The 20,440-nt window shown below is 69.3% G+C and carries 16 protein-coding genes, 1 tRNA gene and 1 pseudogene; 1 reads left to right on the top strand and 17 read right to left on the bottom strand.

The annotated features are described in order from the left end of the window. Window positions 1-2: 2 nt before the first annotated feature. The 8 genes and pseudogenes from PGN14_RS03430 to PGN14_RS03395 all read right to left on the bottom strand — a co-directional run bounded on the left by PGN14_RS03430 (window position 3) and on the right by PGN14_RS03395 (window position 6,922). A complete protein-coding gene (locus PGN14_RS03430) occupies window positions 3-287 on the bottom strand; it encodes a hypothetical protein (RefSeq protein WP_335297988.1) in 285 nt (94 codons plus the stop codon). Continuing rightward, complete coding sequence (locus tag PGN14_RS03425; protein ID WP_335297987.1) at window positions 284-1,726, bottom strand: tyrosine-type recombinase/integrase; 1,443 nt, start codon at window positions 1,724-1,726, stop codon at window positions 284-286. The genes PGN14_RS03430 and PGN14_RS03425 overlap by 4 nt, the downstream gene beginning before the upstream one ends. A 168-nt stretch (window positions 1,727-1,894) precedes the next feature. Continuing rightward, window positions 1,895-1,985: transfer RNA gene (locus PGN14_RS03420), tRNA-Ser, on the bottom strand. Window positions 1,986-2,037: 52 nt separating this feature from the next. Next, a complete protein-coding gene (locus PGN14_RS03415) occupies window positions 2,038-2,655 on the bottom strand; it encodes an ABC-type transport auxiliary lipoprotein family protein (protein ID WP_335297986.1) in 618 nt (205 codons plus the stop codon). Next, entirely contained in the window at window positions 2,652-3,614 is a 963-nt protein-coding gene (locus tag PGN14_RS03410) for an MlaD family protein (RefSeq protein ID WP_335297985.1), read from the bottom strand. The genes PGN14_RS03415 and PGN14_RS03410 overlap by 4 nt, the downstream gene beginning before the upstream one ends. Then, window positions 3,614-4,459, bottom strand: coding sequence for an ABC transporter ATP-binding protein (locus PGN14_RS03405; protein WP_335297984.1), 846 nt, complete (start codon window positions 4,457-4,459; stop codon window positions 3,614-3,616). Before PGN14_RS03405 ends, PGN14_RS03410 begins: the two co-directional genes overlap by 1 nt. After that, window positions 4,459-5,571, bottom strand: a complete 1,113-nt coding sequence (locus tag PGN14_RS03400) for an ABC transporter permease (protein ID WP_335298053.1) — start codon at window positions 5,569-5,571, stop codon at window positions 4,459-4,461. The genes PGN14_RS03405 and PGN14_RS03400 overlap by 1 nt, the downstream gene beginning before the upstream one ends. Window positions 5,572-5,712: 141 nt before the next feature. Then, a pseudogene (locus tag PGN14_RS03395) lies at window positions 5,713-6,922 on the bottom strand (DUF445 domain-containing protein). 292 nt (window positions 6,923-7,214) lie between these two features. Between PGN14_RS03395 and PGN14_RS03390 the strand changes: the two are divergent. Further along, window positions 7,215-8,162 carry a M48 family metallopeptidase gene (locus tag PGN14_RS03390; protein WP_335297983.1) on the top strand — a complete coding sequence of 316 codons (948 nt, stop codon included), beginning with the start codon at window positions 7,215-7,217 and terminating at the stop codon, window positions 8,160-8,162. Between the two features lie 7 nt (window positions 8,163-8,169). Here the strand turns inward: PGN14_RS03390 and hemA are convergent, their stop codons facing one another. From hemA to plsY, 9 genes are all read right to left on the bottom strand, one after another. Further along, a complete protein-coding gene (hemA, locus tag PGN14_RS03385; protein ID WP_335297982.1) occupies window positions 8,170-9,414 on the bottom strand; it encodes a 5-aminolevulinate synthase in 1,245 nt (414 codons plus the stop codon). Between the two features lie 101 nt (window positions 9,415-9,515). Then, a complete protein-coding gene (murI, locus tag PGN14_RS03380) occupies window positions 9,516-10,310 on the bottom strand; it encodes a glutamate racemase (RefSeq protein ID WP_335297981.1) in 795 nt (264 codons plus the stop codon). Between the two features lie 50 nt (window positions 10,311-10,360). Next, window positions 10,361-12,214: an AMP-binding protein gene (locus tag PGN14_RS03375; RefSeq protein ID WP_335297980.1), complete on the bottom strand. Its 1,854-nt coding sequence runs from the start codon at window positions 12,212-12,214 to the stop codon at window positions 10,361-10,363. Between the two features lie 154 nt (window positions 12,215-12,368). Further along, window positions 12,369-14,009, bottom strand: coding sequence for a long-chain-fatty-acid--CoA ligase (locus tag PGN14_RS03370; RefSeq protein ID WP_335297979.1), 1,641 nt, complete (start codon window positions 14,007-14,009; stop codon window positions 12,369-12,371). 9 nt (window positions 14,010-14,018) lie between these two features. Then, the gene (locus PGN14_RS03365; protein ID WP_335297978.1) at window positions 14,019-15,182 is read right to left on the bottom strand and encodes an acyl-CoA dehydrogenase family protein; all 1,164 of its coding nucleotides are present in this window, start codon (window positions 15,180-15,182) and stop codon (window positions 14,019-14,021) included. 229 nt (window positions 15,183-15,411) lie between these two features. Beyond that, a complete protein-coding gene (gene topA, locus PGN14_RS03360) occupies window positions 15,412-17,967 on the bottom strand; it encodes a type I DNA topoisomerase (RefSeq protein WP_335297977.1) in 2,556 nt (851 codons plus the stop codon). A 392-nt stretch (window positions 17,968-18,359) separates the two neighbouring features. Continuing rightward, window positions 18,360-18,728, bottom strand: a complete 369-nt coding sequence (locus tag PGN14_RS03355; protein ID WP_335297976.1) for a hypothetical protein — start codon at window positions 18,726-18,728, stop codon at window positions 18,360-18,362. After that, entirely contained in the window at window positions 18,722-19,810 is a 1,089-nt protein-coding gene (gene dprA / locus PGN14_RS03350; RefSeq protein WP_335297975.1) for a DNA-processing protein DprA, read from the bottom strand. The genes PGN14_RS03355 and dprA overlap by 7 nt, the downstream gene beginning before the upstream one ends. Continuing rightward, window positions 19,803-20,426 carry a glycerol-3-phosphate 1-O-acyltransferase PlsY gene (plsY, locus tag PGN14_RS03345; protein ID WP_335297974.1) on the bottom strand — a complete coding sequence of 208 codons (624 nt, stop codon included), beginning with the start codon at window positions 20,424-20,426 and terminating at the stop codon, window positions 19,803-19,805. The genes dprA and plsY overlap by 8 nt, the downstream gene beginning before the upstream one ends. Window positions 20,427-20,440: the final 14 nt, after the last annotated feature.

The following is a 20,440-nucleotide window of genomic DNA, read 5'->3' as shown; positions in this document are numbered from 1 at the left end:
GGCTATTCGCCTCGATCGATCTTATTGCGCTCACCTGCGGTGGAGTAGGCGCGTCCCAGGCTCATCTGATGCTGCTGCTCGCGCAGCCGACGGCCAACCAACGCCGCGTTTGCCATCTTGCGAGCGGTATTGGTCGCCGAGCCCGGCGTCGCGCCGCCTGCGATCTGCTGCGCTATCCAGTCCTCCTGGCTCATCCCGTGGGCGGATCGGAACGCGACGCCCAGATCGGCCTCGTCGAACTTCGCCTTCATCGCCGCTAGGGCCTCGACCGGATCGAGCTTCTTCATGGGCGGCCCGGCCCCGTCGCCGCGTAGCGGATCGGTCCGCCCAGATGATCCGCCGCCGGACAGAAGCCGTCGAGGATGATGTCGGCATATTCCTGCGCCAGCTCGCGCCGCCGCGGCAGATACGCTGCTCGGTTGTAGGCACTCTCGACCTTGTTGCCGGGAACGTGGGCGAGCATCAGGTCGATGATGGCACGATCAGGCGATGCGCCCTTGTGGCCACTCTCGCGCCATTCCCGGTCCGCGCGCTCGTTCATGATCGTCGAGAACGCCGCCCGGAAGCCGTGCGGGACGTGCCGCTGGTAGTAGCCGGCGCGGATCAGCAGCGCGCGCAGCGTGTTGTCCGACATCGGCTTGTGAAGGTGACGCTCGCCGGGGAGGATCAGCTGGAGGCGCCCGGTCAGCTTCCGCACGGCGTTCAGGACGTCGACGGCCTGGCGGGAGAGCGGCACGATGTGCTCGCCTTCGTCCTCGCTCTTCCGGTCCTTGTCGCCCTTCATGCGCTCGGCTGGGATCGTCCAGGTCGGCTCGTCGCCGTCGAGACCTTCCATCTCGTCCCACCGCGCGCCGTGCACCTCGTTGGGCCGCACCGCCGTCAACGCGATGAAGCGCAGCGCCAGCTTGGTGGTGGCGCGGCACCGCTCCGCCTCGCATTCGGTCAGCATCTTGCGGACGGCCGCAATGCGCGCGTCCTGGTCGCGGATGCCGTCGACTATCGAGGGCTGCTTCTTCGATTTCGGAACGTCCTTGAGCGTCGCGCCCAGTCCTGCGGCGGGGTCCGCTTCGCACAGGCCGGCGCCGATGCCGTAGACGAAGACCGCGGAGCAGCGCTGGCGGAGCCGATGCGCCGTCTCGATGGCGCCGCGCTTCTCGACCTTCTGCAGGACCTCCAGCAGCTTCGGAGCCTTGATGGTCGCGATCGGCAGATCGCCGATGTGGGGGAAGATGTCACGCTCGAGGCTGGTGATCACGTCGGCGCTGTGCACGTCGGACCACGGGGCATCGGACGTCCGCCAGTTCGATGCGGTCCGGTGCGACCACTTGCCTCCGTGCGCATCGCGGTAGGCGTCGAGCTTCTCGATCGACCAGCCGCTGTTGAGTTCGAACCACCGGCCGGCGACGACCTCGAACGTGTTCTGATTCGCCGCCTCGCGCGTCTTGCTGACGACGCGCTTCTCGACCGCTGGATCCTTGCCCTCGCGCAGCAGCGCCTTGGCGGCATCGCGCTGGCCCCGCGCATCAAGCAGGGTGACGGCGGGATAGGACCCGAAGGCCAGCGTCTTCTGCGCCGGCTTGCCGGCCGAGTTGCGGCCGTAGGTGTAATTCATCCGCCAGTGCTTCCCGCCTGTGGGCGTGACCTGCAGATAGAGCTGGCCGGAATCGCCGAGGCGATAGGCCTTGTCCTTGCCCTTCGCACCCTTGATCTTGGCGTCGTTCAGCACCGTCTTTTCCCCGATACCATGTTTCCGCAGTCTGATGCCATGCGATGTGCCATGGCATCGGGTGAACGCCTGTGAACGTGTGCGACCATCCCGAGGCACCATATCGCCTAGGAAACCCGCAGAAATCAAGGGATTGTGGACGTATGGGGACGGCCACGGAAGGCCGGTTGGCGGAGCGGGAGGGATTCGAACCCTCGATACGGTTTTGCCGTATACTCACTTTCCAGGCGAGCGCCTTCGACCACTCGGCCACCGCTCCGCATACCCGGGACGCTCGCCCTAGTGGAGCGGGCGGCGGGACGCAAGCGGGGTCAGCGGCCGGCGCGCAGCCAGTCCGCCACCTGTACCGCGACATCGTTGGCGCCCTGGCTGAGCGCCGCGCCTGCCGACAGCGCGTCGATCGCCGCCACCGGGACGCGCGCCTCGAAGCGACGCTTCTCCACCTCGGTGCGACCGGCGCGCGTCAGCGCGGCGTCGTAGATCACCACCGCCTCGCGCCGGGTCGCGTCCAGCCCGAAACTGCGCAGCTCGCCCGCCAGGTCGGCGCTGGGAGCACCGAACGACTGCGCCGGGGACAGAACGACCATCTTGGCGCGCGCGGTCGCCGTGTCCGCCAGCAACCGCGCGAACAGCCGCGCCGGCGGCTCGGCCCATTGCGCGTCCTTCACATAGGCGATCGTGGTGTCGCTCGACTGCACCGGCACGCGCGTGTTGGCGATCGACTGCGGCACGGCAGGCACCTGCACGACGATCGCGCTCGCCGCGCTCGACGTCTGCTCGACGCCGGGCTGCGGCTGCGACGCGGCCGCGAGCGTCAGCAACTGCTTGGGCGGCTTGCCCCCGAAGCTGAGGCAGCCGGCGAGCGGCAGCGCCGCGGCGATGACGAGAAGGTGGCGCGAGCCGCTGGCGATCATCCGACGCACGGTCATTTCCCCTTATATTCCGGCAGCTTCTGCTGGCCGATCAGCGAACCGGCACCGCCCTGTTCGACGCGTTCCGAGATGGCGGACAGCGAGGCGGCGGTGACGCGCAGATCGCGGACCAGCTGGTTGATCTGCGGGATGGTCTGCTTCGAGAAGGTGGTCAGCCCCGGTCGCGCATCGCCGATCGCGGCGTTGAGCGTGTCGGTACTTTCGCGTGCCGACTTGATCGTCTCGTTCAGATTGGCGAGCGTCGGCTTGACGTCCTGCGCCAGTACGCCGTTGGTCGTCTCCGCCAGCTGCCCGATCTGTTCCGCCGCGGTCCCGGCCTGCGCGATCGCGACGCGGGTCTGCGCCAGCGTGGCGGCGATTTCCGGGCCGCGATCGGCCAGGGCGTCGGTCAGGCGATTGGTATTGTCGAGGATGCCCGCGATCGACGCCTGGTTGCGGTCGCTGAGCATCCCGGTGAGCCGTTCGGTCAGCGTCGACAGCCGCTCCAGCAGCTGCGGCGCGGAATTGAGGATCGCGCCGATCCCGCCGGTCTTGGTCGGGATCACCGGCACACCCAGCGGGCAGACGTTCTGCGCATTCTGCTCCGGACATGCGATCGGCGCCTGGCCCTTGATCGCGCCGTCGAGGCTGACGGTGCTGGTGCCGGTGAAGCTGCCCTGGATCGTCGCGGTGGTGCCGCGCAGGATCGGGGTGTCGTCGTTGACGCTGATGCGCACGCGCACGAACTGCGGATCGGGCTTCCATAAGGCGATCGTCTTCACCTGGCCGGAGGGCACGCCGGAGAAGGTGACCGACGATCCCTTGGCCAGCCCGTCGACCGACTGGCGGAAGAAGATGTCGTATTCGCGCTCCGCCCCGCCCGACACGCGCGCGATCCACACCGTGAAGATCGCGACCATCGCGAGCAGGATCAGCACGACGGCACCGACCAGGACATGGTTCGATCGCGTTTCCATCAGTCTGTCCCCGTTGCCCGCACTGTTTCGGTCGGCGCGTCGTCATGGTGCACGCCGGCATCCTTCTGCGACGCGACCGCGGCGCGCCCGCGCGGGCCGTTGAAATATTCCTGGATCCACGGATGGTCCATCGCCAGCAATTCCGGGATCGTCCCCACCGCGATCACGCGCTTGTCCGCCAGCACCGCGACGCGGTCGCAGATGGCGTAAAGCGTGTCGAGATCGTGGGTGATGAGGAACACCGTCAGCCCCAGCGTCTTCTGGAGCGAGGCGGTCAGCTCGTCGAACGCCGCCGCGCCGATCGGGTCGAGTCCCGCGGTCGGCTCGTCGAGGAACAGCAGTTCCGGATCGAGCGCCAGCGCACGCGCGAGGCCGGCGCGCTTCTTCATGCCGCCGGACAGTTCCGCCGGGAATTTCGGCCCCGCATCTGCGGGTAACCCGGTCATTACCACCTTGTACGACGCGATTTCGTCCAGCAGCGACAGGTCCAGCCCGGGATAGAATTCGCGCAACGGCACCTGCACGTTTTCCGCCACCGTCAACGTGGAGAACAGCGCGCCCCCCTGGAACAGCACGCCCCAGCGCTTGCGGATGTCGACCGTCTCGGTCTCGGTCCGGCCCAGCGTGGGCTCACCGAACACCTCCACCTCGCCGCGGTCGGGCGATTGCAGCCCGATGATCGAGCGCATCAGCACCGACTTGCCGGTGCCCGACCCGCCCACCACGCCCAGGATCTCGCCACGCCGCACGTCGAGGTCGAGATCGTCGTGGATCACCTGCTCGCCGAAGCTGTTGCGCAGCCCCCGCACGCGGATGATCGCCTCGTCGTCGCGCCCGCCGGCCATCAGATCCAGCCGATTTGTTCGAAGAAGACCGCGAAGAAGGCGTCGACCACGATCACCATGAAGATCGCCTGCACCACCGCCGACGTGGTCTTGAGGCCCACCTGCTCGGCGTCGCCCTTCACCTGCATCCCCTGGAAACAGCCCGCGATGGCGATGATCGCGCCGAAGACGGGCGCCTTGATCAGGCCGACGAACAGGTCGGTGATCGGCACCACCTCGCGAATGCGCGCGACATAGGCCACCGGGGGGATGTCGAGCGCGAACCAGCACAATAGCCCGCCGCCGATGATCGCGATCACGGAAGAATAGAAGCCCAGCAGCGGCATCAGCACGATCGCCGCGATCGTGCGCGGCAGCACCAGCGCCTCCATCGGCGAGACGCCGATGGTGCGCATCGCATCGATCTCCTCGGTCAGCTGCATCGTGCCCAGCTGCGCCGCGAAGGCGGAGCCGGAACGCCCCGCGACCATGATCGCGGTCATCAGCACGCCCAGTTCGCGCAGCGTGATGCGCCCGACCAAGTTGATCGTGAACGCCTCCGCGCCGAATTGGCGCAGCTGCACCGCGCCCTGCTGCGCGATGACGATCCCGATCAGGAAGCTCATCAACCCGATGATGCCCAGCGCGGAGACGCCGACCACCTCGAACCGCTGCACCGTGGCGTTGAAGCGAAAGCGCTTGGGATGGCGGATGACCGCGCCGAACGCGATCAGCGTCGCGCCCATGAAGTCGAGCAGCCCGAGCGCGGTCCGTGCCGAATGCGCGGTGGCATCGCCGATCTCCCCCAGCACGCGCCGGAACGAGGAACGCGACGGCGGGCGCATCTGTACCGGCTGATCGGCGGCGACGACCTGATCGAGCAGATATTGCGCGTCGCCGCTGAGCCCCGTCACCTCCGCCTTGCGCTCGCGCGCGAAGCGATGGACCACCCAGGCGCCGATCGTGTCGATCCGCTCCACCTGCGACAGGTCGACGCTCGCGACCGCGCCGTCGTAGCGCTCCAGCCGCGAGGGAAGATCGCCCAGCCGGGCCAGCGACAAATCTCCGGTGAAGCGCAGCACCTGCGCCCCGCCATCACCCGAATCCGCCGAGAAATCCGCCGCCGCGCTCATCCGTCGATCCATGCGGCAAACGTCATGCGGCGACAAGCGCGCGATGCGGGGATTCGTTCCGCCAGCGTACCGTCGCCACCTTCGTCATCGCCGCCTGCGCGGGAATGACGAAGGCGGGGTGATCAGACCCACGACACCCCCTCACAGCATCACGTCCACCGTGTGGATCGCCACCCCCGACCAGTCCGCCGACCAACGTTCCGTTGATGCGGATGAACTGCAGGTCCTTGCCCACCGCATGTTCCAGCCGGTGCGTCACCGTCTCCGCATCCCAGCCGCGCACCGTTTCCGACACCAGCCGCACGATCGCATCACCATAATCCGCCGCCGCGCCCACCGCCGCGCGCCGGACGAAGCGGTTGATCGTCCGCCCCAGCCGCGGGTCGTCCTGCAAGGTCGCGCCCAGCTGGCGCACCGCCTCGCCCAGACGCCCGCGCAGCAGCGCCTCCGGATCGCGTGCGGTGCGCAGCATCGCGGCGCGCGCCTGCTCCCAAAGGCCGTTGATCCAATCCTGCATCGCCGGGTTTTCCAGCAGCTCGATCTTCAGCCGTTCGACCCGCTCGCGCATCGCCGCGTCGTGCTGCAACCCCTCGGCCAGTGTACGCAGCCCATCCTCCAGCTTGTGGCGCAGCGGATGGTCACGGTTCTCCGCCATCTCCGCGACCATACGGTCCAGCCCATCGATGATCTTGGTCGCCAGCGTCTCGTCCAGCCCGGTCCAGCGCAGGATCGAGCCCGCGCGCTCGTGCACCATCGCGCGTACCAGATGCTCGTTCGATGCCAGCGCGTCGCGCGCCCAGCGCACCGCATGGTCGATCACCGGCAGGTGACGGTCCTCCGCCAGCGCCGCGGCCAGCGCGCGGCCCAGCATCGGCGACAATTCGGTCTCGCGCACCCGCGTCACCATCATCGCGCGCACCATGCCGCCCAGCCGCTCTTGGTCGAGCGCCTGCAGCACCTCCTGCGCCAGCCGCGACAGGCCGCGTGCCAGCCGCCCGCCGCCCAGCCCCTGCGGGTCCGCCAGCCAGCGCCCCGCCGCGCCCGCAATGTCGATCCGCCCCATCCGCCGCGCCACCACCGCGGGGATCAGGAAATAGTCGCGCAGGAAGGCGGCGAGCTGATCGCCGATCCGGTCCTTGTTGTTGGGGATGATCGCGGTGTGCGGGATCGGCAGGTGCAACGGGCGGCGGAACAGCGCGGTCACCGCGAACCAGTCCGCCAGCCCGCCCACCATCGCCGCCTCGGCAAAGGCACGCACGAAACCCCAGCCGGGGTGCCGCGGCTCCAGCGCGCGCGCCAGGAGGAACGCCCCCGCCATCACCACCAGCAACGCACCCGCCACGCGCCGCATCCGCACCAGGGCGGGCGGCGGAGCGGGGATACGGGCGAGCGGCGTCATCGGGTGAGACAATCGCTGATGACGGGGGAAGTTCAAGCGCGATGGTATGCGTGCGCGGCGGAACCTTGTTCCCCGGCGCAGGCCGGGGTCCAGGATCGATCGGCTCGTGAGATGCTGAAACCGCTCCCAACTGGAGCCCGGCCTCCGCCGGGGAACCGGGGCCTTTTACAGCAGCCTCGCTCTGCGCCGGACACACATGCGGTCCACGTTGCGGCGCCCGTCCGGATCGCCGATAATGCCGGCCATGCGCGCCTTCCTCCTCGCCTTGCTGGCGGTCGCCCTCGTGGCCCCCGCCGCCGCCGAGCCCACGCTGCTGGAGGCCGATACCCGCCTCGCCCGCATCGCGTGGCGACTCACCACCGCGAACGCCGCGCTGTGCCGCGAGCGCCAGCCGGTGACGGGGGCCACGCTCCACGCCGTCGACCAATATCCCGCCGGCGCGTTCGGCGCCGCGCCGCCCGCGCCGGTGATGGTCGAGCTGGTCGTTCCCGGCACCCCTGCCGACCGGGCCGGCGTGAAGGAGAATGACGGCCTGCTCGCCGTCGCGGCACAGCCGGTGCCCGCCCCCGCCACCAGCGGCGCGATCACCAGCGCCACGCGCAACGCGGCGCAGGCGATGATCGCGGCCCGCCCGCTCGACGCGGCGCTGCCGCTGACCATCCGCCGCGGCGCGACGACCAGCGTGGTGACGGTGCAGCCCGTCCCCGGCTGTCGCGTCGAGTTCGAGGTGCTCGCCGGCAACAAGATCGGCGCATCATCGGACGGGCATGTCGTGCAGGTCGGCGGGCGCCTGTTCCAGCTGTTCGACGACGATCAGGTCGCGGTCGTCGTCGCGCACGAACTGGGCCATGTCGTGCTCGCGCATCGCGCACGGCTTGAGGCGGCGGGGGTGACATGGGGCCTGCTGTCCGAGTTCGGTCGCAACGGGCGGCTGTTCCGCCGGACCGAGACGGAGGCGGACCTGATGGGCGCCTACCTGCTGCGCAATGCCGGCTGGGACCCGCGGATCGCGATCACCTTCTGGCACGACCAGGGGGGCAAGGTGGACGGCGGCCTCTTCCGCAGCCGCACTCACCCGTCGTCCAAGGCGCGCGCCGCCGCGATCGCGGCGGAACTGGCGACCCTGCCGAAGGACGCGCCGACACCCTATCTGCCGCCCTTGCTGACGCAGCGGGATGCGGCGCTGGACTGAGCGTGCGCTACGCCGCCAGCCGCAGCTCCAGCCGGTCCCAGATCTCCACCAGCGCGGCGGTCAGGTCGCGCATCATCGCCTCGTCATGCGCGGGGCCGGGGGTGAAGCGCAGCCGCTCGGTGCCGCGCGGGACAGTGGGATAATTGATCGGCTGCACGTACACGCCATATTCGGCGAGCAGGATGTCGCTGATCTTCTTGGCCTTGACCGGATCGCCGACCATCACCGGCACGATATGCGTCTCGCCGATCATCACCGGCAGACCGGCGTCGCGCATCATCGCCTTCAGCGTGGCGGCGGCGGCCTGCTGTCCGTCGCGCTCAACGCTCGACTGCTTCAGATGGCGCACGCTCGCCAGCACGCCCGCGACCAGCACCGGCGACAGGCTGGTGGTGAAGATGAAGCCGGGCGCATAGCTGCGGATCACGTCCACGATCGTGCGATCGGCGGCGATATAGCCCCCCATCACCCCGAACGCCTTGCCCAGCGTGCCCTCGATGATCGTCAGCCGGTGGGCGACACCGTCGCGCTCCGAGATGCCGCCGCCACGCGGGCCGTACATGCCGACCGCATGGACCTCGTCCAGATAGGTCAGCGCGTTATACTTGTCGGCGAGGTCGCACAGCGCCGCGATCGGGGCAACGTCGCCCTCCATCGAATAGACGCTCTCGAACGCGATCAGCTTCGGCAGCGCGGGATCGTCCGCGGCCAGGAGTTCCTCCAGATGCGCGACGTCATTGTGGCGGAACACGCGCTTCTCGCACCCGGCGTTGCGGATGCCTGCGATCATCGAGGCGTGGTTCAGCTCGTCGGAATAGATGATGCAGCCCGGCAGCACCTTGGCCAGCGTCGACAGCGTCGCCTCGTTGGAGACATAGCCCGAGGTGAACAGCAGCGCGGCTTCCTTGCCGTGCAGGTCGGCCAGCTCATGTTCCAGGTCGACGTGGTAATGCGTGTTGCCGCCGATGTTGCGCGTGCCGCCGGAGCCGGCGCCGACATCGTGCAGCGCCTCCTCCATCGCCGCGATCACCTTGGGGTGCTGCCCCATCGCGAGGTAATCGTTGGAGCACCATACGGTGATCGGCTTCGGCCCGTTGTGCCCGGCGAAGCAGCGCGCATTGGGGAACATGCCCTTGTTGCGCAGGATGTCGATGAAGACGCGATAGCGGCCCTCGGCATGAAGCCGGTCGATCGCCTGCGTGAACACGCGGGAATAATCCACCGCGCGCGCCTCTCTGCCCTCGCTTATCATCGTGCCGCATTACCGGGCAAAGGTTGCGATTTCCAGCGCAGATGCGCGCTTTCCGTGATCGAACGGGTTGGACAAATTGTCCCACCCCCTACCCCATTGCCCTACAGCGCCTCCGCCACGGCGAAGCCCCGGGCCGCCAGCGTCCGGGCGATCCGCCGCTCGCGATCGTCCAGCCGCGTGAAGACCAGCCGCGCCGGCGGCGGCGATTCGGGCCAGTCCTGCCCCTCAGTCAGCGAAGCGATCCGCCGTGCGATCCCCGGCCCGCCGTCGATGAAGCGCACGCCGGGCGCCACCGCGGCCATGCCCGCCTCCAGCAGCGGGAAATGCGTGCAGGCGTTGACGATCACGTCGATCCGCTCGCCGCCCGGCTGTCCGAACAGCCCGCGCAACTCGATCGCCACGTCCTCCGGCGAGGGCGCCTCTCCCCCCAGCGCCGCCTCCGCCAGCTCCACCAGCCGCGCCGATCCGTGGCGCAGGACGGTGCAATCACCCGCGAACCGCGCTGCCAGATCGTCGACATAGGGTTGCCGCACCGTCGCCTCGGTACCGAGCACGCCGATCACGCGCGTCGCGCTCATCGCCGCGGCGGGCTTGATTGCGGGCACCGTTCCGACCACCGGCACGTCCAGCGCGGCGCGCACCGCGGGCAGCGCGATCGTCGACGCGGTGTTGCACGCGATCACCGCCAGCCGCGGGCGATAGCGCTCCACCAGCCGCCCAAGCAACGCAGGAATGCGTGCCGCGATTTCCGCCTCGCTGCGCGTGCCATAGGGGAAGCCCGCCGAATCCGCGGCATAGACGATCGGCGCGGACGGCAGCAGGTCACGCGTCGGCGCCACCACGGACAGTCCGCCGACACCGGAATCGAAGAACAGGATCGGCCGCGCATCGTCCATCGCCGCGGGCTTAGAGGGCGCGTGGCGTCCCGGCAACGCCGGCGCCGGCCTTACCCTCGCAGGTCGACCACCCCAGCGCCCGGCGGCTCGGCATAGAGCGCCGCGACCAGTTCGTGCCGCGCCGCCAAAGCCGCGCGCTGGTTGACATAGCCCTTGTCGGTGATCTCGCCCGCGTCGATCGACGGCGGGTCGCGCAGCAGCACGAACCGCCCGACACGGCGCGAGCTGCCGCCCGCCGCCGCATTGTGCGCGCCCAGCTTTTCCGCCACCAGCCCCTCCAGCGTCGGGAAGGGATCGCTGCCCGGCGCCGCCTCGGCCAGCGTCTGCAACGCGGCGGCCGACGGCCAGGCGAGCACCGCGACGAACGGCTTGTCCTGCCCCGCGATCACCGCATCCTGCAGATAGGGCGAGCAGGCCGCAAGCAGGTCGGGGCGTAGCGTGCCGACCGACACCCAGGTACCCGAATCGAGCTTGAAATCCTCGGTCACGCGGCCGTCGAAGATCAGCCCCTGTGCCGGATCGGCCGGATCGACGAAGCGCGCCGCATCGCCCAGCCGGTAGAACCCCTCCTCGTCGAAGGCGGCGGCGGTCTTCTCCGCGTCGCGGTGATAGCCGGTGGTGACGGTCGGCCCCTTCACCCGCACCTCCATCTTGCCCCCGGCCGGCACCAGCTTCAGCGTGGTGCCCGGCAGCGGCAGCCCGATCAGCCCGACGCGCTCGGTCGTCCAGTGGACGACGGTGACGCCCTGCGTCTCGGTCGCGCCGTACATCGTGGTCAGCGGGATGCGCCGTCCGGTTTCCGCCACCGCCAGCGTCTGGATCCGGCGCGCGACATCGTCCGACAGCGTGGCGCCGCCATAGCCGAGATAGGTCAGGTTGCGGAAGAAGGAGGCGCGCAGCACCGTGTCGCGCTCCATCGCCTCGGCCAGCATCGCGAACGCGATCGGGGCGGAGCCGAACACCATCGGCGACACCTCGTACAGGTTGCGGATCGTGGTCTCGAACAGCCCGGGCACCGGCTTGCCCTCGTCGAGGTACAGCGTGCCGCCGGCGGCGATATTGCCGTTGAACGCGATATTGCCCGCGGAGATATGGCTCCACGGCATCCATTCCAGCGACTGCGGCACCGCGCGCTCGCCGGGATCGTCGTCGCGCAGCCCCTCCTGCCCCGCGACGACATGCACCATCATGCCGTGCGTCTGCGGCACGCCTTTGGGCAGCCCGGTCGATCCGGAGGTGAAGAGGTATTTGGCGACGCTGGCGTGGGTCAGCGCGTCGCGTGCGGCGGCGACCGCGGGGCCGGGCGCGGTCGTGGTCAGCGCGGCCAGCGGCGTCGTGCCCGCGCCGCCGTCGACGGTGACGAAGGTCAGCTGCGGGTCAAGCGCGCGCAATGTGTCGAACGCGCGCGCGAAGATAGCAGCATCCTGCGCGAAGACGATGCGCGGGCGCACCGTGTCGAAGGCATGGCGCAGCTTGGCATGATCGGTCGAGATCAGGCTGTATGCTTGGCTGATCGGGGTGACCGGAACCCTGGCGGTGTAGCAGCCGAGCGTCACCAGCGCATGCTCGACCGAGTTCCCGGAGATCACCAGCACCGCATCGTCGGCACCCATGCCGCGATCGAGCAGCCATTGCGCGATCCCCTCCGCGGCGCGCAGCGTCTCGCCATAGGTCAGGCCACGCCACGGGCCGTGGCCGGGTTCGCGCTGGAGGATGAAGGGGCGGTCGGGATGGTCGGCGGCGCGCTCCGCGAACAGATGCGCGATCGATCGCGCGGTGGGGGCGAGCGCGTGGCGCTGGCGAATCAGGATGCAGCCATCGTCGCGCCGCTCCACCTCCACGTCGGGCGCCTTCTGCGGCAGCGGGCGGAAAGGGACCGTTTCGATCGGGTCGGCGCGCGACATCGGCTATCCTCTCGTAAGCGCTCCCGTTTTCGAGAGTCGGAGAGAGAGTAAGCCGGGTGGCTTAACCGGGCAAGGGGTTCCGCCCCGCGCACCGACCGATGTTGGTCTGGACCCCGGAACACGTCCGGGGTGACGGTGTGGGTGGGATGACCGACTACGCCGCCAGTTCGGGCAGCCGATATTCCGCCATCTGCTGGCGGAGCAGCTTCTTGTCGATCTTGCCGGTCGCGCCGAGCGGGATCGCCTCTACCACCACCACGTCGTCGGGCATCCACCATTTGGCGATCTTGCCGTCCAGGAACGCCAGCAGCTCGTCGCGCGACGGGGTGGCGCCGGGCGCGGGCTGGACCAGCAGGATCGGGCGCTCGTCCCATTTCGGGTGATGGACGCCGATCACCGCGGCGATCGCGACGTCGGGATGGCCGACCGCGATATTCTCGATCTCGATCGAGCTGATCCACTCGCCGCCCGACTTCACGATGTCCTTCGCGCGGTCGGTGATCTGCATATAGCCCGACGCGTCGATGGTGGAGACGTCGCCGGTGTCGAAGAAGCCCTCCTCGTCCAGCACGTCGCCGCCCTCACCGCCGAAATAGCCGTTGGTGATCGTCGGCCCCTTGATCTTCAGCCGCCCGGCGGTCTTGCCGTCGTGCGGCAGGCGGTTGCCGTCGTCGTCGGTCAGCTTCAGCTCCAGCCCGCAGACGAGGCGGCCCTGCATCCCCTTGCGGCGGACCTGTTCGTCATAGGGCTGCGCCAACACCTCCGCGGTGGGCGTCGACAGCGTGGCCAGCGGCGACGTCTCGGTCATGCCCCAGCCCTGGATCACCTCGACCTTGTAATCATCCTGAAAGGCGCGGATCAGCGCCTCGGGCGGGGCGGAGCCGCCGATGACGACGCGCTCCAGCGTGGAGAATGTCTGCCCCGTGGCGCGCAAATGCTGGAGCAGCCCCTGCCACACGGTCGGCACCGCGGCGGAGAAAGTGACGCCCTCCTGCTCGATCTGGTCGAAGATCGACTGGCCGTCCATCTTCTGCCCCGGCAGCACCATCTTCGCGCCGACCGCAGGCGCGGAATAGACCACGCCCCAGGCATTGGCATGGTACATCGGCACCACCAGCAGGATCGAATCGCGCTGCGACAGGCCCAGCGTATCCTTCTGCAACGTCATCAGCGTGTGCAGGTAATTGGAGCGGTGCGAGTAGAGCACGCCCTTGGGATTGCCCGTGGTGCCCGAGGTGTAGCACAGCCCGCAGGCCAGCCGCTCGTCGAACCCGCCCCAAACAAAGTCGGGCGCGTGCGGCGCGATCCAGTCGTCGAACGCGACCGCGGGATAATCGGTGACGGGTAGCTGCGCCGCGCTGCACAGGAAGATCACCTGCTCGATCGAAGGCGCTTCATTGAGCAGCGGCCCGACCAGCGGCGCACAGGCCGGATCGACCAGCAGGATACGGTCGCCGGCATGTTTCGCGATATAGGCGATCTGCTCCGGGAACAGCCGCGGGTTGAGCGTGTGGAGCACCGCGCCCATGTTGGTCGCGCCATACCAGGCGGCGAGGTGGCGTGCGCCGTTCCACGCCATCGTCGCCACCCGGTCGCCGCGCCCGATGCCCGCGGCAGCGAGCGCGGCCGATACCTGTTTGGCGGTGCGATGCAGCCCGGCATAGTCGGTGCGTTCCACCGTACCATCGACATCGCGCGAGACGATCTCGCGCGCGCCATGCCATGTGCCTGCATGATCGAGGATGCGATCTACCGTCAGCGGCACGTCCTGCATCAGACCGAACAGTTCAGACATCGGCTCTCCTCAATGGGCTTGCGCGCTTTTCCAGTCGCGCTTGATCTTCTTTGCGAGGCTCCATTTGTGGACCTCGGTCGGGCCGTCGTAAATGCGGAAGGCGCGGATCTCGCGGAACACCTGCTCCACGATGGTATCGCCGGTGACGCCGGTGCCGCCCATCACCTGGACGCAGCGATCGGCGATGCGCATCAGCGCCTCGCTGACCGCGACCTTCGCCATGCTGCTCTCCGCGGTGCCCAGATGCCCCTCGTCGAGCACGCCGGCGCACCAGTCGATCATCAGCTCGGCCTGCTTCAGGTCGATCAGGTTCTCCGCCAGCATGAAGCCGACGCCCTCGTGGTCGACCAGCGGCTTGCCGAAGGCATGGCGACGATTGGCGTAATCGGTCGCGATCTCGTTGGCGCGGACGCACGCGCCCAGCCAGCGCATGCAGTGGGTGAGGCGTGCGGGCGCGAGGCGGACCTGCGCCAGCTGGAAGCCTTCGCCGGGGTTGCCCAGCATCTGGTCGGCGGGGATGCGCAGGTTCTCGATCGCGACGACGGCATGGCCGCCGGGCATCGAACTGTCGATCGTGTCGAGCACGCGCTCGATGCGGATCGCGGGATCGGGCAGGTCGACCAGGAACATGGTCGCGCCTTCATCGGCCTTGGCCATGACGATGCCGACCTGCGCGCCTTCCGCGCCGGTGATGAACGCCTTGCGGCCGTTGACGACCCAATGGTTGCCGTCCTTCACCGCGGTGGTCTGCATCATCGACGGATCGGAGCCGGCGCCGCCGTCCGCGGCCGGCTCGGTCATGAAGAAGGCGGAGCGTGCCTCGCCCTTCACCATCGGGTCGAGAAAGCGCGCCTTCTGCTCCGCGCTGGCGCGCTGGCCGAGCAGGTACATATTGCCCTCGTCGGGCGCGGCGACGTTGACCGCGACCGGGCCGAGCGGGGAGAGGCCGGCGGCGCGGAGCACCACGGCGACCTCGGTGTGGTGGAGGTGGGTGCCGTCCGACAGGATGTGCGGGGTGAGCACGCCGGCCTCGCGCGCCAGCCCGCGCAATTCGGCGACCAGCGCGTCCGACGGGCCGTGCGCGCCCTGCCGTGGATCCTTCTCATACGGTGCCACGATGTCGCGCACGAAGCGCTCCACCCGGGCCGCGATCGCATTGGCGTCCGTCATCATCCCCTCGCTCTTCTACATACAGAATAGGCGCCGCTGTGTCGTGTTTCGTTTCGTGTCGCTAGGGGGTAGCGTAACTTTTGTTCGGTAAGCCCTGTCCGTTCGCCCTGAGGAGAGGCTGAGCCTGTCGAAGCCTCGTCTCGAAGGGCGCAAGCGTCACGCTTGTGCTTCGAGACGGCATTTCGACAGGCTCAATGCCTCCTCAGCACGAACGGAAAGGGACAGCAGGGGATCAGTCCTTTGACGCCGCAGCCTTTTTCTTCGGCGCCGCCTTCTTCGCCGCGGGCTTCTTCGCGGCGGCCTTTTTCGCCGGCGCTTTCTTCTTGCCCTTGGCGGGCGCCGCCGCGGCGCGGTCGTCGATCAGCTGGGCGGCTTCCTCCAGCGTCAGCTGGTCGGGGGCGATCGTCTTGGGGAGCGTCGCGTTGATGGTGCCGTCGGTGACATAGGGGCCGTAGCGGCCCTCCATCAGCTTGATCTCCGCCTCCGTCCGGGGGTGCGCGCCCAGCACCTTGAGCGGCGCGCGGGCGGCACCGCGGGCGGGGCGGCCGCCGCCGGCGGCGGCCTCGGCCAGCTTGACCACGGCGGCGTTCATGCCGGTCTCGAACACCTCCGATGTTGACGAAAGTCGCGCATATTTGCCGTCGTGCAGGAGGTACGGCCCATAGCGGCCGATCGCCGCCACGATGGGGAGACCCGTCTCCGGATGTTGCCCGATGGTGCGTGGAAGGTGCAGCAAACGTAGCGCAAGGTCGAGATCAAGCTCGCCGATGTCCTTGGGGATCGAGGCGCGCTTCGCCTCCTTGCCCTCGCCGAGCTGGATATACGGGCCGAACCGCCCCGACTTGCGCTCGACCGGCAGCCCCGTCTCCGGATCGTGCCCGAGCTGTTCCGGGCCGGTGTCCTCGCCCGCCCCCTCGCCGCCCTGCGCGAAGCGGCGGGTGAACTTGCACTCCGGATAGTTGCTGCACGCGATGAACGCGCCGAAGCGGCCACCGCGCAGCGCAAGCTGCCCCGCGCCGCACGCCGGGCACAGCCGCGGATCGCCGCCATCCGCCTTCTCCGGGAAGAGATAGGGCGCGAGGAACTGGTCGAGCGCGGCGGTCACCTCGCTCGGCTTCTGCTCCATCACCTCCGACGTGCGCGGCTTGAAATCGCGCCAGAAGGCGTCGAGCACCGCCTGCCACTGCGCCCGGCCGCCGGATACGTCGTCCAGCTCCTCCTCCAGCTCGGCGGTGAAGTCGTAGCCGACATATTTCTCGAAGAAACGCTCCAGGAACGCGGTCACCAGCCGGCCGCTCTCCTCCGCGAAGAAGCGGTTCTTCTCGACGCGGACATAGGCGCGGTCCTTGAGCGTCTTGATGATCGAGGCATAGGTGGAGGGGCGGCCGATGCCGAGTTCCTCCATGCGCTTGACCAGCGACGCCTCGGAAAAACGCGGCGGCGGCTGGGTGAAATGCTGTTCGGCCAGCACCTCCTTCTTCGCCGGCGCATCGCCCTCGCGCAGCCGCGGCAGGCGCTTCGCATCCTCGTCCTGCGAATCGTCCTGCCCTTCCTCGTACAAGGCAAGATAGCCGGGGAAGAGGACGACCTGCCCCGTCGCGCGCAGGACGTGGCGCCCGGTGCCGTCGGCCATGTCGACGGTGGTGCGCTCCATCCGCGCCGATGCCATCTGCGACGCCAGCGCGCGCTTCCACACCAGATCGTAGAGGCGGGCGTGGTCGCCCGAGCCGACGCGGTCCTTGGTGAAGTCGGTCGGGCGGATCGCCTCGTGCGCTTCCTGCGCGTTCTTCGCCTTGGTCTGGTAATGGCGCGGCTTATCGGGGACGTAGCCGCCGTCATAGCGATCCGCGATGGCGGCACGCGCGGCGGAGATGGCGCTGCCGTCCATCTGCACGCCGTCGGTCCGCATATAGGTGATCGCGCCATCCTCGTAGAGCTGCTGCGCGATCCGCATCGTGTGATCGGCGGAGAAGCCGAGCTTGCGCGCCGCCTCCTGCTGGAGCGTCGAGGTGGTGAAGGGCGGCGGCGGGTTGCGCGTGGCGGGGCGCGTCTCGACCGACTGGACGGAGAAGCGCCCACCCTCGACCGCCGCCTTCGCCTTCAGCGCGTCGCCTTCGTTGCCGATCGACAGGCGGTCGAGCTTCTTGCCGTCCCATTGCACCAGCCGCGCGGTGAAGGGGGTGCCGTCCTGCTCCATCGCCGCGGTGACGGACCAATATTCCTGCGCGCGGAACGCCTCGATCTCGCGCTCGCGATCGACGATCAGGCGAAGTGCTACCGACTGGACGCGGCCCGCGGACTTCGCACCGGGCAGCTTGCGCCACAGCACCGGCGAGAGCGTGAAGCCGACCAAATAATCGAGCGCGCGGCGCGCGCGATAGGCGTCGATCAGGTCGGTATCCAGCTCGCGCGGATTGGCCATCGCCTGCGTCACCGCGGGTTTGGTGATGGCGTTGAAGGTGACGCGCTGGACGTCCCTAGGCAGCGCCTTGCGCTTGGCGAGCACCTCCTGGACGTGCCAGGAAATCGCCTCGCCCTCGCGATCGGGGTCGGTGGCGAGGATCAGGCGGTCGGCGGTCTTCGCGGCATCCGCGATCGCCTTCAGCTGCTTGGTCTTGTCGGCGTAATTCTCCCATTCCATCGCGAACCCCTCATCGGGGTTCACCGACCCGTCGCGCGGCGGCAGGTCGCGGATATGGCCGTAGCTCGCGAGGACGCGATAATCGGGGCCGAGGTACTTTTCGATGGTTTTCGCCTTGGCGGGCGATTCGACGATGACGAGCTGCATGGTGCCTTAAATGGGAAGCCTCACGTATACGCGCGAGGGTTGGGTGAGGAGGCGGGGGGCGTCAAGGGTGCGGAGCGCCCGGCATGTCGAGAAGAAGGATGGTTCACGCAGAGGCGCGGAGACGCGGAGGTGTCGCGCACGCCGCGATAGCGGCCCTCCACCAACAGGCGTCGGTCGGAAAGATTCGCTGCCGCGCACGGGCCATCTCTGCGCCTCCGCGTCTCTGCGCGAACACATATCGTGGCTGCCGAAAAAAGGTTCGCGCGAAGACGCGAAGACGCAACGATGTCGCATATGCCGCGGGGGCGGCCTGTTTTCATCGCCCTGATGAAGGGAGATGCGCTGCCGCGCACGGATCATCTTCGCGTCTTCGCGGCTTCGCGTGAACCCATCTACCGCCGCGGCGTCGCGCGCCAGGCGAGGAGGAAGCCGGCGCCCAGCACCAGGTCGACGGTGCCGAAGATCGCAGCGGCGGGGTCGGCGGTGCCTTGTGCGGTCAGCCAGAGCGCGGGGACGCCGAAGGCGAGCTTCTCCGCCACGCCCGCCAGCATCAGCGGGCGGTAGCGGACCGGCGCACCGCCGATGACCCAGAACACCGCCTGGAAGGCGAGCGCGGTGAAGGTGAAGCCCAGTTGCGGCAGCCGCCCCGGTGCGGGGATCGCGGGCGACAGCAGGCTGAGCGTCAGCGCGATCGCGCCATAGATCGCGGCGCCCCTGAACCAGCGCGCCACCCAGCGTGGTGCGTGTCCGTCGTTCAGCACAGGCTCACCCTCCCTCCGGCATGCCGCTCCAGCCGGGCGGCGAGTTCCAGTTCCAGCAAGATCATCTGCACCACCGCGGGGGCGAGCGCGGACTGGCGCACCAGTTCGTCGACCGCGACGGGCACGGGGCCGAGCAGGCGCTCGATCGTGCGGCGTTCGGCGTCGGTGGCGTCCTCCGGTGGCGGCGCTCCCCAGCCGGCGGCGGGGCTGCGCACCGCCCCGGAGTGGAGCGCGCGCGCGTCGATCGGGCGGACCTGTTCCCACACGTCGTCGGCATCCTGCACCAGCGTCGCACCGTCGCGGATCAGCGCGTTGCAGCCCTGCGCGCGCGGGTCGGAGGGGTGGCCGGGCACCGCCATCACCTCGCGCCCCGCCTCCCCCGCCAGCCGCGCGGTGATGAGAGAGCCGGAGCGCGGCGCGGCCTCCACCACGACGGTGCCCAGCGACAGCGCGGCGATGATGCGGTTGCGGTGCGGGAAGTGGCGCGCGCGCGCCTGCGTCCCGGGCGGCATCTCCGCGATCAGCAGCCCCTCGTGCGCGATTCGCTCTTGCAGTTCGTCATTCTCGGGCGGGTAGAGCGTGTCGATGCCGCCCGCGATCACCGCGATCGTGGCGGGCAGCGCGCCGTGATGCGCGGCCGTATCGATCCCGCGGGCGAGCCCGGAGACGACGGTCGCGCCGCGCTCTGCCAGCGCCTGCGCCATCTGGCGCGCGAAGCGGCAGGCGGCGGCGGACGCGTTGCGCGCGCCGACCATCGCCACCGGGGTGCGCGTCGCCAGCGCGATATCGCCGCGCAGCGTGAGGATGACGGGGGCATTGTCCGCCCGCGCCAGCAGCGGCGGGTAATCCGCGTCGTCGAGGAACAGGTGGCGCGCGCCGACCCGCGCCAGCATGGCCTGTTCGCGCTCCGCGTGCGCGGGCGGCGGGACCACGGGGGGCACGCCGCCGCCGGCGCGGGCGAGATCGGGCAGCGCGTCGATCGCAGCGGCGGCGGAGCCGAAGCGGCGGACGAGCTGGCGATAGCTGACCGGGCCGATGGACGGCGTGCGGATCAGCCGCAGCCGCGCAATGGCGTCATCCACCGACGGCGTCGGTCGTCTTGTCGCCACCGACGCGCGGCTCCGTCCCGTCGACCAGCCGCGCGATATTGGCGCGATGCTTCCACAGCACGATCCCCGCCAGCGCCATCAGCAGCGGCACCAGATCGAACCGCCCCAGCACCGCCGCGGCGACCGGGGTACCGACCGCGGCGGTGATCCCCGCCAGCGACGAGATGCGCGCCACCGCCAGCAGCCCCAGCCACAGGATGGCGAAGACCAGCCCGAGCGGCCAGAACAGCCCCGACACGACCCCCATCATCGTCGCCACGCCCTTGCCGCCGCGAAAGCGCAGCCACAGCGGATAGCAATGGCCGACGAAGGCCGCCCCCGCGGCGACCGGCGCCATCCCGGGCAGCAGGTGGCCGATCAGCAGCACCGCGACCAGCCCCTTGGCCAGATCGAGCAGCAGCGTGGCCGCGGCCAGCCCCTTGCGCCCGGTGCGCAGCACGTTGGTGGCGCCGATATTGCCCGATCCGATCTGGCGCAGGTCGCCCGCGCCGGCGAGGCGCGTCAGGATCACCCCGAACGGGATCGAGCCGAGCAGATAGCCCAGCACCAGGGCGACCAGCGGCGGTATCCAGGCGATGGTGGTCGACAAATGCTACCCCCCTT

Origin of the sequence: Sphingomonas adhaesiva (assembly GCF_036946305.1) — a bacterium.
Taxonomy (GTDB): domain Bacteria; phylum Pseudomonadota; class Alphaproteobacteria; order Sphingomonadales; family Sphingomonadaceae; genus Sphingomonas; species Sphingomonas adhaesiva_B.
Note: the sequence above shows the minus strand (reverse complement) of the source record. Positions and strands in the feature narration are given on the sequence as shown.

Coding starts and splice junctions, on each gene's coding strand:
- PGN14_RS03375 (WP_335297980.1), bottom strand. CDS start 12,214: ATGTCGCGCGCCGACCCGATCGAAACGGTCCCTTTCCGCCCGCTGCCG.
- PGN14_RS03400 (WP_335298053.1), bottom strand. CDS start 5,571: ATGAGCGCGGCGGCGGATTTCTCGGCGGATTCGGGTGATGGCGGGGCG.
- PGN14_RS03415 (WP_335297986.1), bottom strand. CDS start 2,655: ATGACCGTGCGTCGGATGATCGCCAGCGGCTCGCGCCACCTTCTCGTC.
- murI (WP_335297981.1), bottom strand. CDS start 10,310: ATGGACGATGCGCGGCCGATCCTGTTCTTCGATTCCGGTGTCGGCGGA.
- PGN14_RS03405 (WP_335297984.1), bottom strand. CDS start 4,459: ATGGCCGGCGGGCGCGACGACGAGGCGATCATCCGCGTGCGGGGGCTG.
- PGN14_RS03370 (WP_335297979.1), bottom strand. CDS start 14,009: ATGTCTGAACTGTTCGGTCTGATGCAGGACGTGCCGCTGACGGTAGAT.
- PGN14_RS03410 (WP_335297985.1), bottom strand. CDS start 3,614: ATGGAAACGCGATCGAACCATGTCCTGGTCGGTGCCGTCGTGCTGATC.
- hemA (WP_335297982.1), bottom strand. CDS start 9,414: ATGATAAGCGAGGGCAGAGAGGCGCGCGCGGTGGATTATTCCCGCGTG.
- topA (WP_335297977.1), bottom strand. CDS start 17,967: ATGCAGCTCGTCATCGTCGAATCGCCCGCCAAGGCGAAAACCATCGAA.
- PGN14_RS03430 (WP_335297988.1), bottom strand. CDS start 287: ATGAAGAAGCTCGATCCGGTCGAGGCCCTAGCGGCGATGAAGGCGAAG.
- PGN14_RS03390 (WP_335297983.1), top strand. CDS start 7,215: ATGCGCGCCTTCCTCCTCGCCTTGCTGGCGGTCGCCCTCGTGGCCCCC.
- PGN14_RS03365 (WP_335297978.1), bottom strand. CDS start 15,182: ATGATGACGGACGCCAATGCGATCGCGGCCCGGGTGGAGCGCTTCGTG.